The organism is Alterinioella nitratireducens, from assembly GCF_013155465.1.
Lineage (GTDB): Bacteria > Pseudomonadota > Alphaproteobacteria > Rhodobacterales > Rhodobacteraceae > Alterinioella > Alterinioella nitratireducens.
In genome coordinates this window covers 24,969-39,370 of the sequence record NZ_JABJVX010000013.1, presented here as the reverse complement: position 1 = coordinate 39,370, position 14,402 = coordinate 24,969, and the positions used below count along the sequence as shown (strand labels likewise).

The 14,402-nt window shown below is 66.0% G+C and carries 13 protein-coding genes and 1 tRNA gene; 5 read left to right on the top strand and 9 right to left on the bottom strand.

All coding sequences use genetic code 11. From position 1 onward, the window contains the following. Positions 1-15: 15 nt before the first annotated feature. Positions 16-1,620, top strand: a complete 1,605-nt coding sequence (gene pgi / locus HNS34_RS16915) for a glucose-6-phosphate isomerase (protein WP_172321278.1) — start codon at positions 16-18, stop codon at positions 1,618-1,620. 100 nt (positions 1,621-1,720) lie between these two features. Here the strand turns inward: pgi and HNS34_RS16910 are convergent, their stop codons facing one another. The 5 genes from HNS34_RS16910 to HNS34_RS16890 all read right to left on the bottom strand — a co-directional run bounded on the left by HNS34_RS16910 (position 1,721) and on the right by HNS34_RS16890 (position 6,416). Further along, positions 1,721-2,179, bottom strand: coding sequence for an acyl-CoA thioesterase (locus tag HNS34_RS16910; RefSeq protein WP_172321277.1), 459 nt, complete (start codon positions 2,177-2,179; stop codon positions 1,721-1,723). A gap of 23 nt (positions 2,180-2,202) precedes the next feature. Beyond that, a tRNA-Gly gene (locus tag HNS34_RS16905) sits at positions 2,203-2,276 on the bottom strand. 45 nt (positions 2,277-2,321) lie between these two features. Continuing rightward, complete coding sequence (locus HNS34_RS16900) at positions 2,322-3,707, bottom strand: T6SS phospholipase effector Tle1-like catalytic domain-containing protein (RefSeq protein WP_172321276.1); 1,386 nt, start codon at positions 3,705-3,707, stop codon at positions 2,322-2,324. A gap of 54 nt (positions 3,708-3,761) precedes the next feature. Further along, positions 3,762-4,322, bottom strand: coding sequence for a carboxymuconolactone decarboxylase family protein (locus HNS34_RS16895; protein ID WP_172321275.1), 561 nt, complete (start codon positions 4,320-4,322; stop codon positions 3,762-3,764). 54 nt (positions 4,323-4,376) lie between these two features. After that, entirely contained in the window at positions 4,377-6,416 is a 2,040-nt protein-coding gene (locus tag HNS34_RS16890; RefSeq protein ID WP_172321274.1) for an ASKHA domain-containing protein, read from the bottom strand. Between the two features lie 228 nt (positions 6,417-6,644). Here HNS34_RS16890 and HNS34_RS16885 point away from each other — a divergent pair, with 228 nt between their 5' ends. Further along, positions 6,645-7,202, top strand: a complete 558-nt coding sequence (locus HNS34_RS16885) for a cytochrome P460 family protein (protein WP_172321273.1) — start codon at positions 6,645-6,647, stop codon at positions 7,200-7,202. A 2-nt stretch (positions 7,203-7,204) separates the two neighbouring features. Here HNS34_RS16885 and HNS34_RS16880 read toward each other — a convergent pair whose 3' ends face one another. The 4 genes from HNS34_RS16880 to HNS34_RS16865 form a co-directional block, all read right to left on the bottom strand. Next, positions 7,205-7,912, bottom strand: a complete 708-nt coding sequence (locus HNS34_RS16880) for a hypothetical protein (RefSeq protein WP_172321272.1) — start codon at positions 7,910-7,912, stop codon at positions 7,205-7,207. Positions 7,913-8,284: 372 nt separating this feature from the next. After that, positions 8,285-9,250, bottom strand: coding sequence for a methyltetrahydrofolate cobalamin methyltransferase (locus HNS34_RS16875; RefSeq protein ID WP_172321271.1), 966 nt, complete (start codon positions 9,248-9,250; stop codon positions 8,285-8,287). Between the two features lie 11 nt (positions 9,251-9,261). Next, positions 9,262-10,191 (bottom strand): methylenetetrahydrofolate reductase, encoded by a 930-nt coding sequence (locus HNS34_RS16870; protein WP_172321270.1) that lies wholly within the window; start codon positions 10,189-10,191, stop codon positions 9,262-9,264. A 29-nt stretch (positions 10,192-10,220) separates the two neighbouring features. Continuing rightward, complete coding sequence (locus tag HNS34_RS16865) at positions 10,221-10,532, bottom strand: virulence factor (RefSeq protein ID WP_172321269.1); 312 nt, start codon at positions 10,530-10,532, stop codon at positions 10,221-10,223. A gap of 241 nt (positions 10,533-10,773) precedes the next feature. Here HNS34_RS16865 and HNS34_RS16860 point away from each other — a divergent pair, with 241 nt between their 5' ends. The 3 genes from HNS34_RS16860 (at position 10,774) to guaB (ending at position 14,401) form a co-directional block, all read left to right on the top strand. Beyond that, positions 10,774-11,952: a Ppx/GppA phosphatase family protein gene (locus HNS34_RS16860; protein WP_172321268.1), complete on the top strand. Its 1,179-nt coding sequence runs from the start codon at positions 10,774-10,776 to the stop codon at positions 11,950-11,952. 195 nt (positions 11,953-12,147) lie between these two features. Continuing rightward, the gene (locus tag HNS34_RS16855; protein ID WP_172321267.1) at positions 12,148-12,849 is read left to right on the top strand and encodes an RlmE family RNA methyltransferase; all 702 of its coding nucleotides are present in this window, start codon (positions 12,148-12,150) and stop codon (positions 12,847-12,849) included. Positions 12,850-12,952: 103 nt separating this feature from the next. After that, the gene (gene guaB / locus HNS34_RS16850; protein ID WP_172321266.1) at positions 12,953-14,401 is read left to right on the top strand and encodes an IMP dehydrogenase; all 1,449 of its coding nucleotides are present in this window, start codon (positions 12,953-12,955) and stop codon (positions 14,399-14,401) included. Position 14,402 lies beyond the last annotated feature (1 nt).

The window sequence follows — 14,402 nt, the reverse complement described above, 5'->3', positions numbered from 1 at the left end:
AAGAAAGCCACGTCCATGTCGCTATGGGATGACCTGAAAACGCAACACGCCGCCAAGTCCGGGCGCAGCCTTGCCGAGATGTTCGAAAACGAACAGCGCTTCGCCGATTTCAGCGCCGGTTTCGGCGATATGCTCTTCGATTACTCCAAGACACATATCGGCCCCGATACGCTCTCGCTGCTGCTGGAACTGGCCCGCAATGCCGAAGTCGAGGCGCGCCGAGAGGCCATGTTCACCGGGGCCGAGATCAACGAGACCGAGGGCCGCGCCGTGTTGCATACCGCGCTGCGCGCCCCCGAGGGTCCGATCCATGTCGATGGGGAGGACGTGATGGAGGAGGTGCTGGCGACCCGCAAGCGCATGGCCAAGTTCGCCCGCGCGGTGCGCGAAGGCGACGTTGAAGGGCAGGGCGGCAGTTACACCGATGTGGTCAATATCGGCATCGGCGGTTCGGACCTTGGCCCGGCCATGGCGACGCTGGCGCTGGCCCCTTACCATGACGGGCCGCGCGTACATTACGTCTCGAATGTCGATGGCGCGCATATTCATGACACGCTGAAGGGGCTCGATCCCACCCGCACGCTGGTCATCGTCGCCTCTAAGACCTTCACCACCATCGAGACCATGACCAACGCGCAGACCGCGCGCGACTGGATGGCCGAGAAGGTGGACGAACCGGGTGCGCAATTCGCGGCCCTCTCCACCGCGGCGGACCTGACCGCGCAATTCGGCATCGACCCGGACCGCGTTTTCGGCTTCGCCGATTGGGTCGGCGGGCGCTATTCGCTCTGGGGGCCGATCGGGCTTGGCATCATGCTGGCGGTGGGACCGGAGGATTTCGACGATTTCCTGGCCGGTGGCCACGCCATGGACACGCATTTCCGCGAGGCCGACCTGGCCGACAACCTGCCCGTGCTGCTGGCCCTCGTCGGCATCTGGCACAATCAGATCTGCGGGTATGCCACCCGCGCCGTGCTGCCCTATGATCAGCGCCTGTCGCGGCTGCCCGCCTATCTGCAACAGTTGGAGATGGAATCGAACGGCAAGCGCGTAACGATGGAAGGCGACGATCTTGAGGTCAATTCCGGCCCCGTCGTCTGGGGCGAACCCGGCACCAACGGCCAGCACGCCTTCTACCAGTTGATCCACCAGGGCACCCGAGTGGTGCCATGCGAGTTCATGATTGCCGCCGAGGGGCATGAGCCCGACCTGTCGCACCATCACCGCCTGCTGGTCGCCAATTGCCTGGCCCAATCCGAGGCGCTGATGCGGGGCCGGGCGCTGGACGAGGCGCGCGCGATGCTGGAGGCCAAGGGCCTCAAGGGCCACGAGCTGGACCGCCAGGCCCGCCACCGCGTCTTTCCCGGCAACCGGCCCTCGACGACGCTGATCTACCCCAAGCTGACCCCGCATGTGTTGGGCCAGATCATCGCGCTCTATGAACACCGGGTGTTCGTGGAGGGCGTGATCCTCGGGATCAACAGCTTCGATCAATGGGGGGTGGAGCTTGGCAAGGAACTGGCCAAGTCGCTGGAGCCCGTCTTGCGCGGCGAAGATCCCGGCACCGGCAAGGATGCCTCGACCCGCGGACTGGTGGCCTACTACCGCAGTCGGAACTGAAGCATGTCGCTCAAAAGTGGGAACCGGTTTTGAGCTTCTCGGACATGGCGTATCAAAAGGTTAGAGGGCGTTGCGTGAATGCGAATGAACGCTACGGGCTCTAACAGCTTTCGATGGCCGCGATCAGGTCGGGCGTCAGAGGTTCCGGGCGGCTTCCGTCGCGGCTCACGTTGACGATCACGCAAGACGCCGAAACCGCAAGCTCGGCCCCCTTGAACACCGCCTGCTCCATCACCCAGGAGGTGCGCCCGACCTTCGCGTTGCGCGCCGTGACGACGTAAGCATCGCCCAGGAACAGCGGCTGGCGGAAATCGACCTCCATGTTCCGCAGCACCAGCGTCGGGCGGTCATCGGCGCTGTAATCCGAAACCCCCGTGCCCATGAAGAACGCGATGCGGGCGTTTTCGAACCAGGTGACATAGGCGGCGTTGTTGACGTGGTTGAGGATATCCAGCTCCGAGAACCGGACCTGATCGGCGATGCCGAAATCCCACGGCGCGTCGATCCCCATGTCGCGCAGGTCGGGGCCGCGCAGGGGGGAGGTATCGCGTGCTGTCATGGGGTGGCCCATCGGTTGGGAGGTGGAGCGGGTAGCGGGAATCGAACCCGCACCTTAAGCTTGGGAAGCTCGCATGATACCATTTCACCATACCCGCAAATCCAAGCCTTGAGGTAATCGCGCGCCCGGCCAAGGTCAAGCGCTATCCGCGCGGTTTCGGGTGCACGTTTTCGGGCCGGTAGAAGCGCCAGCCTTTCATCCTCGTGTAGACTGACGGGTCGATCTTGTGATGGTCGGGGATATGGCGCGGCTCCTGCAGGGGCAGATACCAGAGCCCGAGCCAGGGGCGGCGCGCCGGCCATGTCCTACGCTTGATGGATTTGGGCAGCACCTCCAGCGGGAACCAGCTGAGCGACATGGAATTATGCGTCTCGGCCATGGCGCGGGGTTGCGCATAGGGCTTGCCGTCGAGGCTCAGCTTCGACCGGTCGCGCCCCTCCAGCCGGATCGCGCGGCGGCCGCGTTTCAGGACCAGCCCGGCATGCGGATGCGGCAACAGATCGCGCGCGGGGTCGGGCGGGTCGAGGGCGGCATCCTCACGGTTGGCGGCGATCTCCAGCCGCTCCAGCTCATCCAGCATCCACAGAAGCGTCAGCTTGCCGATGCCCGATTGCCTCTCGCGCGGGCTGCCGCCGATATCCGAGTGATAGCCCGCGAACCAGCGCTGTTGCACATATTGCCGACGCTTCTGGCTGTCATGGCGGAACCGGTTGCCGTAATAATCCTCGCCCTCATCCCAGAACATGGGCCGGAACATCGACCGGCGCTCATCCACCGCCAACGCGTGCAGCACGATGCGCACCGAGGGGTTGGTGACCACATTGGCGTGCTGGCGCAGGGCCATCGGGCTGTAATACTTGCGGAAATTCCGGATCGGATTGCGGAAATCGACCAGCGAACTGACGGTATCAAAGAGGCAGAGCGCGCGGATCGGGATGCTCGTTTCGGGGCGCAGCGTCTCCTCGTAGCGCTTGAGTTGCTTGAACACGACCGGATGCGGTTCGCCCTGGTCGAAATCCGACACCGCGCGATAGGCCCGGAAGGCCCCGGTGATCAGGTGCAGCTTGTCGGGCTCCACCAGCCCGAAATTATGGATGAAGCCCGCCAGGATCCGCGCCGCATAGGCCCCCCGCGAGAAGCCGAAGATGTAGATCTGGTCCTCCTGCGGCAGGGGCCGTGTCCGGGTCTGTTTCTTGCCGGTGATCTGACGCTTGAGCTGTTGCGCATAGCTCCAATCGGCGTTCTTCATCGCGCGGGTCTTGTAGGTCCGGCAGAGGAACCGATAGGCGTTGAGGACGTCATCCTCCAGCCCCAGGCCAAAGGCCAGCCCGGCCACGACGCGCGCCTTCTGCACGATGCGCCAGTCGAAAAGCCGCGGCTGGCTGAGCGTGCCGACCCCCGCGACATAATGCTTTATCTGCGCGTCATTCTCCTGCAACGCGTTGTAAAGCTTTAGGATATTGGTCTGGAAATCGCCGACTTCATTGCCGGTGCCGTCAAAGCAGATGATGATCTTGCGCGCTTTCATGTCCCCAGAATGCGGGCGGTGCGCAATTCAGGCAAGTCCGGTTCTCTGGAGGTGTCAGGCGGGTTTGGTCAGGCCCATCCGGGCCGCGAACCCGGCATAGGAGTGATCCAGATCGGCGGCGGTCGGCAGCGGATCGTCGGGGCCGTAACTGAAATTCACGCCCGTGCCTTCGACGAGACGGTTGAACAGGTTGAAGAGCGCGGCAACCTGGATCGCGTGGTAGAGCGCCGCCTCGGACCAGCCCGCCTCCAGCACCGCCTGTACATCACCCGGCGTCAGCCGGGGCGGCAGGGTGTTGAGCTTGGCGACATAGGCCAGAAGCGGGCGCATGGCGGGATCCACGGGCGCGGTTTCGGGATCGGCGAGCAGCGCGTCGACCAGCCCCGGCGCAATTCCAAGCGCTTCGGCATAGATCCGGTGCGATCCGAGGCAGAAGGCGCAGGCGTTGAGGCCCGAGACATAGGCCGCGATCAACTCGCATTCCGCCGCTGTCAAAGGCGCACCGGCCCGCATCACGCCATCGACATGGGTCAGCAGAGGTCCGGCATGGGCGGGAAAACGGCCGAGCAAATCAGAGAGGCGCGCGGTTTCGGGCAGAGACGGCAGAAGGGGCATCGTGAACGGCTCCGGGGTTGGAAAAGGCCAACCTAGCGCGGGGCGCGCATCCTGTCAGCCCCGCCGCCGCCTGCGCCGCCCGCCATCCGCGCCGTCGCCCGTGTTGAAGGAGGGGCTTGGCAGGGGCACGACCGAGTTCAGGATCGGGAAGGCATCGACCGCGTTCGGAATGGCCGAGGCGGCGACGAAATGCTCCTGGAATTTCGGCTCCACCGCGGTTTCGACCTTGTGGATCTGGCCGACCACGGTTTCGATCCGGATGCGGGCCTCGCGTGAACACAGCGCAATGCGCGCGCCGTGGCCTGCCGCGTTGCCCGCCGATGTGACCTTGTCGAGCGGCGCATCCGGGATCATCCCCAACACCATCGCGTGTTTGGGGCTGATATGCGCGCCGAAGGCCCCGGCCAGCGTGACTCGGTCGACGCTGGTGACGCCCATTTCGTCCATCAGCAGCTTGGCGCCCGCATAGAGCGCCGCCTTGGCCAGCTGGATGGCGCGGATGTCGCCTTGCGTCACGGTGATGCGCGGGCCGCCCTCGGCGCTGCCGTCATGGATCAGGTAGGCGTGCACCCGGCCCTCCAACTCGCACCGCGCGCTGCCGGTCTGCTCCGCCGAGCCGATCAGCCCCGCCGCATCCAGTAGCCCCGCCATGCGCATCTCGGCTACCGCCTCGATGATGCCCGAGCCACAGATGCCGGTCACGCCGGTCGCGGCAGTGGCCTCGGCAAAGCCCGGATCGTCGGACCACAGATCGCAACCGATGATGCGAAAGCGCGGCTCTTTCGTGTCGGGGTCGATCTGGACCCGTTCGATGGCCCCCGGCGCGGCGCGCTGGCCGCTGCTGATCTGCGCGCCCTCGAAGGCGGGGCCGGTGGGCGAGGAACAGGCCAGCACCTTGTTGCGGTTGCCCAGGAGGATCTCGGCATTGGTGCCGACATCGACGACCAGCACGAGGTCATCCGACAGGTTCGGCTCCTCCGACAGGGCGACGGCGGCGGCATCCGCGCCGACATGACCCGCGATGCAGGGCAGGATATAGACCTGCGCGCCACTGTTCAGCGCGGCAAGGTCCAGGTCGCGGGCGGGCAGGGTGAGCGAAGACGACGTGGCCAGCGCAAAAGGCGCCTGGCCCAGTTCGACCGGGTCGATTCCCAAAAGCAGGTGGTGCATGACCGGGTTGCAGACAAAGACGGTTTCCAGGATCAGCGCCGGATCAACTTCGGCCTCCGCTGCGATCTCGCCCGCCAGCGTGTTCAGCGCCTCGCGCACCGCCGTGGTCATTTCCTTGTCGCCGCCGGGGTTCATCATCGCGTAGCTGACGCGGCTCATCAGGTCTTCGCCGAACCTGATCTGCGGGTTCATGATACCCGAGGAGGCCAGCACCTCGCCCGTCACGAGGTCGCACAGATGGCCCGCGATGGTGGTCGAGCCGAGGTCGATGGCGAGGCCGTAGATGCCGCTTTCATGCAGGCCGGGCCAGATCTCCAGGATCTGCCCGGTGTTGCTGTTCGCGGCGTGATGCACCGCAACGGTGACCTGCCATTTGCCCTTGCGCAGCACCGGTTGCAGGCGGGTCACGACGCTGAGATCGGCGACAAGGCCGGTGAGATCCCACTGCTCCGCCAGCGCGGCCTTCAGCCGTTCCAGGTCGCCCGAGGGCTCGTGCATGTCCGGCTCCGCCACCTCGACGAAATAGAGCCGCGTGGCGGGGTCCATGATGATCGGTCTTGCGCTGGCGGCTTTGCGCACGACCTGGCGGTGGACCTGGCTTTCGGCCGGCACGTCGATGACGATATCGCCCTGCACGGTGGCCTGGCAGCCGAGGCGGCGGCCGGTCTTCAGGCCGCGCACCCGGTCATAGCGTGCCTCGACCGCGTTCCATTCGGACAGGGCCCCTTCGGAGACTGTCACGCCATGCTTGGGGAAATCGCCGTAGGACGGCGTGACCTGGCACTTGGAACAGATGCCGCGCCCGCCGCAGACAGAATCCAGATCGACGCCAAGCTTGCGCGCGGCGGTCAGGACCGGCGTGCCGGCGGCAAATCGCCCGCGCTTGCCGGAGGGCGTGAAAATCACCAGGGGATCGTTCGACATTGCGGCCACCTTCGCTGTTTGCCCCCTTGTAACGTGGGCGGCGGCGGGGAACAGGTGCGAAACGTCACTATTTGTCTGGCAGCGGCATCAAGCCCGCTCGCGCGATGTCACCCCTGCGTGAGCATGGGGCTTCGCGGGGGTGCGTCCGTGCTAGAGTAGTCCAATCGCAGCCCGGATCGGGCCAGTCCCGACCCCCCGGGTGCAGCAACCAACAGGAGGGTAGGAGACATGCGCAAACTGATTACAGGACTGGCACTGGCGGGCACGCTCGCCACCGGCGCGGTCATCGCGCAGACGGCTGGCACCGACGAGGATGTCGCCTTCGCGCAGGCGATCTGGGAGGAAATGGTCGCGATGAACCTGGCCGGAGAGGGCGCGCTGATGGGGCTGCCCTATCGCGGTGTGCCGCCGCATGGCGAAATGCTGGAAACCTTCTATGTCGAGACCGAGATCATGGGCGAGAGCGGCCTTCTGGTCATCAAGCGCAATTACGGCCCCGAGGAGGTGACCGAGGATGAGGTTCTGGCCGATCCGTCGGGGCATCTGGGATCGGTCACGGTGATGTTCCAGCGCGAGGAGGGCTATGACCCGGAGCATGACGACTGGTTCTACGCCAAGTATCTGCCCGATGGCGCGATGGATACCAACCCGGCCGGCATGGCGCTGGCGGGGGCCGTGGGGCGTGACCTCTCGGGCGGTTGCATCGCCTGCCATGTCACTGCGGGCGGCGAGGATTACCTCTTTACCACCGATGCCTTCCCGCGCCGCACCCCGGCGATGGAGTAGGGTTATTCCGGCAGCCAGAAGAGCAGGTCCGCCGCCCCCGCCATCCAGGTTGCCAATGGCACCGGCAGGACCGCCAGGGCCAGGGTCAGGGCGGTCCAGCGGGGGCTGAAGATGCGGCTCATGCCGGCGACCATGCAGATGCCGCCGCCGCCCCCGATCAGCCCCGATCCCGGCAGGTTGATCAAGAGCGCGAGGCAGACATAGCGATAACGCAAGAGAAGTGCCGCGACCCGTTGCGGCAGCCTGTCTTGCAGGACCGCCACCCGGTCAGGCGGCGAGAGCGGCGCGAGGTCGTCGATAAGCGCGCAGGCGCGGGTCAGGTGCAGGTCCAGGAAGATCCGGCGCAGGGCGCCAGGCGGCACCAGGCGTCCGACCAGATAGGCCAGCATCAGCCCGCCCACGGTCGAAAGGTAGATCGGCAATGCCAGTTCGGCCCCGCGCAGCATCAAAAGCGCCATGGCGATCTCGATCCCCGGCACGAAGGGGATGGCGATGAGCAGCGCGTAGAGACCGAAGATCGAGATCAGCACCCACATTTCCGCCGCGCCCCGATCTGCCTCGGGCAGGGTGTGTGTCCAGTCGAGCGCGGCGTTGATGCCGAAATGGGCCAGCGTGACAATCGCCGCCAGCACCGCCACGCGCAGGGCCAGACGGGGCAGGGCGCGCCGCCAGGGCGGCGGGGTCACGTAGGGGGCGGGCCGGTGGGACATCACGATGGATAGCGCGAAACGGCGCGGCGAAGAAGATTTTTGTCCGAAAAATCTTCGGGCCCGAAAAATCCTGGGCAAGATTTTTCCAGCAGATCACCCGGATATCGCCCGGCGTGCAGATGATGATGAACTGCGTTCCGGCTTCGTCCAGGCGAAAACCACGCCGGTGAACTTCCAGCTCCGACGCGTGGCGGCCAACCTTCCGCTCCACATCGCAAATTTTTCGTCGCACGACACCACCTGTGCGCGCCGATTTCGCTTCAAAAATCTGCGCGAGCCATTGTTCGTCACGTGTGGGCGGGCGGGGCGTATCGGCCGGGCGAAGATAGGACATGACCCCACCTTCGCCCGACATTGGTTAACCGCCGGTCATCAGGCCCGGCGACGCCCGCCCCGGCGCCCGCCACGACCGCCACCGGCGGCCATTGCGGCGGCGGCGGCCTCGGTGAAGGGGGTGCCTTCCTTGGTCGCCTCAAGCACCTTGGCGAAGTTGATCCACTTGCCGCCATTGGCGTCGTGGTTCATCAGGAAATTGGCCGCGTTGATGGCCTCCATCTCGACGGGGCGGACCGGGTTCATGATGGCGCTGGTCATGCCCGCGCCGATCGCCATCGGCAGGAAGGCCGCGTTGATGCCGTGCCGGTTGGGCAGGCCGAAGCTGATATTCGAGGCGCCGCAGGTGGTGTTCACGCCAAGCTCGTCGCGCAGGCGCCGCACCAGGGTGAAGACCTGGCGGCCCGCCGTCGCCATCGCCCCCACGGGCATGACCAGCGGATCGACCACGATGTCATGCGCGGGGATGCCGAAATCGGCGGCACGCTCGACGATCTTCCTGGCCACCGCGAACCGGACATCGGGGTCTTCGCTGATGCCGGTGTCGTCATTCGAGATCGCCACCACCGGCACGTTGTATTTCTTGACCAGCGGCAGCACCAGGTCCAGCCGGTCCTCCTCGCCCGTCACGGAATTCAGCAGCGGACGGCCATTGGCCGCGGCCAGCCCCGCCTCAAGCGCCGCCGGAACCGAGCTGTCGATGCAGAGCGGCACATCCACCAGCCCCTGCACGATCTCGATGCAGCGGGTCATCAGGGGCGGTTCGGTCTCGTTCGGGTTGGGGTTGGAGTTGTAGACCACGCCCGCATTCACATCGAGCACCATCGCCCCGCAGGCGACCTGCTCCAGCGCGTCCTTTTCCACGGTCGAAAAATCGCCCGCCTCCAGTTCGGCGGCCAGTTTCTTGCGACCGGTGGGGTTGATGCGCTCGCCGATGACGCAGAACGGCTCGTCAAAGCCGATCACGACGGTCTTGGTTCTGGATTCGAGGACGGTGCGTGTCATGGGCTCTCTTTTCAGGTCTGGTTTGCGGGGACGCCGGACGCGCCGCCATTGAGGGTGGCCCATTGGGCGTTGGTCTTGATCCCGCCGAGCGGGAAGAAATGCACCTTCTCGATCAGACAATCGGGATGGGCGGCCTTGTGGTCGGCCAGCGCATTCAGGATCTCGTTGGGCTCGAAGGGCAGCAGCAGCTTGGTCACATCCTTGGCGCGTTTCTGCAACACCTTCAAGGAGGGGCCGACACCGCAGGCGATGGCGAACTTGATCAGGGTCTGCAGCTTGGCGGGGCCCGCGATGCCGATATGAATGGGCAGGTCGATGCCTTCCGCCTTGAGGCGATCCGCCCAGGCGATGACCGGCCCCGCCTCGAAGGCGAATTGCGTGGCCAGCGCCATCTTGGCATCGGTGCGCTCGGCGAAGGCCTGCTTCCAGCGCAGCGCCTCCATCACGGCCCGGTCGCCGCCCGAGGGGTCGATGTCGCGGTTGCCCTCGGGGTGGCCCGCGACATGCAGACGGTCAAATCCCGCGCGGTCGAACGCGCCGGTTTCCATCAGCTGCATCGAGGAATGGAACGCCCCATGCGGCTGCGCCACACCGCCCGCCAGCAACAGCGCCTGTTTCACGCCGGCCTCGCCCTGGTACATGGCGATCCAGTTTTCCAGCGTCGCCGCGTCCTTGATGATACGCGCCGGGAAATGCGGCATCACCGCATAGCCGTCGCGCGCAAGGCGGGCGGCGGTGGCGACCATCTCCTCGATCGGGGTGCCTTCGATATGGGCGATGTAGACGCGGGTGCCTTCGGGCAGCAGGGCGCGGAAATCCTCGACCTTCTCGGCGGTGCGCGGCATCACCTCGATGGAATAGCCTTGCAGGAACGCCTCCAGGTTCTCGGAGTTGCCCGAGGGGGCTGCGGCAGGGGCAGAGCGGAATTTGAGCAAGGCCATGAGGGTCTCCCAGATCTGGCGCGGCGGGGTCATCCGGCGTTGGCTTGGGCGTATCCTTCACCCGCGATCAGCGCCTTCAGTTTCTCCGCGTCGTATTCGGCATCGATGCGCGCGGCTTCGGCATTTGCGACCTCTTGCGCGTCGCCTTCGACCTCGACGGGGCTCGCCTTGCGAAATCCGGCCAGATAGGCGTCATCATCCTTGGCGCCCGCCTTCATGGCGGCGCGGTCGATGGCCTGTTCGAACCGTTCGGGCAGGGGGGCCTTGGCGCCGCTGCGGCCTTTGCCGACGATGACCTGGGCCGGGATGTCGCGCCAGTAGACGATGGTGAGGGCGGGCATGAGACGCTGTCCTTTCCTGTGCTGCTGGCCCGACCATAGAGGGCGGGGCAGGCCGCGTTCGATCCGTTTTCGACACGCCTGCGTCTTGCTGCGACCTTAGCGGCGGGCGGGGGCCGGGACCACGGGAAAAGCCCCCCGATTTTCTCATGAAGATGATGAGGGCCACCGACACGCACCATTGTGCGACACCGGCCAAGACGGTAGGCTGGACGTCAAACCACGCGAACAAGGATCAGGGGCCATGGGCCGCCGCCGCCGTCCCCGGGGCAAACCCAAGGGGGCCAGCACACAGACGCCAAGCACGGGCAATTCCCCCAGGATTGCCGCGGTGCCGCCTGCGCGCCCCCTCGCGCCGGCCCTGTCGGCGCAGCCCGATCCCGCCGATCTCTATGCCGCGCTGGACCTCGGCACCAATTCCTGCCGGATGCTGATCGCGCAGCCCAAGGGCAACCACCTGCATGTCGTCGACAGTTTCTCGAAATCGGTGCAGCTTGGCCTGGGGCTGGAAAGCTCGGGGCGGCTGTCGCGGCAGTCGATGGCGCGCACGGTCTCGGCGCTGAAGATCTGCAAGCGCAAGTTGCAGCGCCGCGATGTGAAGCGGATGCGGCTGGTCGCGACCGAGGCCTGCCGCCGCGCCAGCAACGCCGCCGAATTCATCGCCGTCGTACACCGCGAAACCGGGCTGGCGCTGGAGATCATCGAGCCCGAGGAGGAGGCCCGCCTGGCCGTGGTGGCCTGCGCGCCGCTGGTCTCGGCGCGGACCGAGCAATTGCTGGTGGTCGATATCGGCGGCGGCTCCACCGAACTGGTCTGGATCGACCTGTCCCGCGTGCCCCATGTCGAACGCCCGCGCGCGATTATGCGGCTGCACCAGGGGTTCGACCATAGCGACACCGTTTTTCCCAAGGCCAAGGTGGTGGACTGGATCTCGATCCCGCTCGGGGTGGCGACGCTGAAGGATCAGTATCGCGACGTGACCGACGATGGCGCGCGCTTTGCGTTGATGAGCTGGTATTTCGAGGAGCAACTGGCGCAGTTTTCTCCTTACGATGACGCCGCCGACCAGGCCCGTGAAGGGTTCCAGATCATCGGCACCAGCGGCACCGTGACGACGGTCGCGGCCTCGCATCTGGGGCTGCGCCGCTATGACCGCAACAAGGTCGACGGATTGCGCATGACCTCGGACCAGATCGACACGGTGATCCAGGACTACCTGACGCTCGGCCCCGCCGGACGCCGCCGCGACCCGCGTATCGGGCGCGACCGGCAGGCGCTGATCATGTCGGGCGCAGCGATCCTGCAGGCGTTGCTCAGGGCCTGGCCCACCGACCGGCTGAGTGTCGCCGACCGTGGCCTGCGCGAGGGTCTGCTCTACGCGCAGATGTCCTCGGACGGGGTGCTGGAGGATGGGCCGTTCTGACACGAGGGGCAGAGGCCAAGAAGAGCCGTTCGTCCCGGCCCCGGCCCCAACGCAACCGACCATTCAGGTTAACGCGGCCCGCGCCCCTTCTTTGTTCCGCAAATATCCCCGCCGGAGGCTCTTTTGGCGGGTCCTTTGCCATTTGCAACCGCGGCTGAATTACGCGACAACGTCGCAAACGAGAAAGCTGAAACGATGGCCAAGAACACTTCCGGGCGCGGACAGCGCGAGCTTCGGGTCAAGGTCAAGACCGCGCGCGGGCGCAAGCTCAGCTCCACCCTGTGGCTGGAGCGGCAGTTGAACGACCCGTACGTGCAGCGCGCCAAGCGCGAGGGCTATCGCGGCCGCGCCGCCTTCAAGATCGAGGAGATCGACGACAAGTTCCGCTTCCTCGTGCCCGGCGCGCGCGTGGTTGACCTGGGCTGCGCGCCCGGTGGCTGGTTGCAGATCGCGGTGCCCCGGATCAACGCATTGGGCGAGAAATCCGGCAAGCGGATGGGCCGCATCATCGGTATCGACCTGCAGGAGGTCGAGCCGGTGCCGGGGGCCGAGATCCATGTGCTCGACTTTCTCGAGGACGATGCCGACGACAAGGTGAAGGGATGGCTCGATGGCAAGGCCGACTTGGTGATGAGCGACATGGCCGCCGCCTCCTCGGGCCATAAGCAGACCGATCATCTGCGCATCATGGCGCTGTGCGAGGCCGCCGCGTATTTTGCCTTCGACGTGCTGGAGGAGGGCGGCACCTTCGTGGCCAAGGTGCTGGCGGGCGGGGCCGAGGGCGATCTGCAGAAGGTGCTGAAACAGAAATTCACCAAGGTCGCCTATATGAAACCGGGGGCCAGCCGGTCCGACAGTTCCGAGAAATTCGTCGTCGCCACCGGGTTTCGGGGGTGAAACCGGGCGAATTCGGATTGGGCACCAGATTTGGGGCTTTCCCTTTTGCCCGCCCCATGAGATAGCGACGTGCCAACTGAAACTCCCTGCCTTGGAGGCCCCCATGGAGATTCGCGAGGCCCTGACCTTCGATGATGTTCTGCTGGTTCCCGGCGCGTCCAGCGTGCTGCCGTCCCAGGCCGATACCCGCACAAGGGTGACGAAATCCATCGCCCTCAACATCCCGCTGCTCAGTTCCGCCATGGATACGGTGACGGAATCGCGCATGGCGATCGCGATGGCGCAGGCGGGCGGCATGGGCGTGATCCACCGCAACCTCGATATCGAGGTCCAGGCCCGCGAGGTGCGCCGCGTCAAGCGCTTTGAATCGGGCATCGTCTACAACCCTGTGACGCTGCGCCCCGACCAGACGCTGGCCGATGCCAAGGCCCTGATCGAACGCTACAATTTCACCGGTTTCCCGGTGGTTGATGACCAAGGCCGGGTGATGGGGATCGTCACCAACCGCGACATGCGTTTTGCCAGTTCGGATGCCACCCCGGTCCATGCCATGATGACCGCCGAGAACCTCGCCGTGCTGCGCGAGCCCGCCGATCTGGAGGAGGCCAAAAGCCTGATGCGTGCGCGCCGGATCGAGAAGCTGCTGGTGACCGACGCCGGGGGGCGGCTGACCGGCCTCCTGACGCTGAAGGATACCGAACAGGCCGTGCTGAACCCGACCGCCTGCAAGGACGATCTGGGCCGGTTGCGCGTCGCCGCCGCCACCACCGTGGGGGATGCGGGGTTCGAACGCTCCGAGGCGCTCATCGACGCGGGCTGCGATCTTGTCGTCATCGACACCGCGCATGGCCATTCCGAGGGCGTGGCGCGCGCCGTTGAACGGGTCAAGGCGCTGTCGAACTCGGTGCAGGTCGTGGCCGGGAACGTGGCTACCGCCGAGGCCACCCGCGCCCTGATCGACGCGGGCGCGGATGCCGTCAAGGTCGGGATCGGGCCGGGCTCGATCTGCACCACGCGGATGGTCGCGGGCGTCGGCGTGCCGCAACTGACCGCGATCATGGATTGCGCGGGCGCGGCGGGCGACGTGCCGGTCATCGCCGATGGCGGCATCAAGTATTCGGGCGATTTCGCCAAGGCGATCGCGGCGGGCGCGTCCTGCGCCATGGTCGGCAGCATGATCGCGGGCACCGATGAGAGCCCCGGAGAAGTCATTCTCTATCAAGGCCGTAGCTTCAAGAGCTACCGTGGCATGGGCAGCCTCGGCGCGATGGCACGCGGCTCGGCCGACCGCTATTTCCAGAAGGACGCGGCCAGCGACAAGCTGGTGCCGGAAGGCATCGAGGGGCAGGTCGCCTACAAGGGTTCCGCCGGCGCCGTGGTGCATCAGCTGGTCGGCGGCTTGCGCGCCGCGATGGGCTACACCGGCTCGGCCACGGTCGAGGAGATGCGGAGCGGCTGCCGCTTCGTGCGCATCACCGGTGCGGGCCTGAAGGAGAGCCATGTACATGACGTCCAGATCACGCGGGAAAGCCCGAATTACCGGGCGGGCTAGG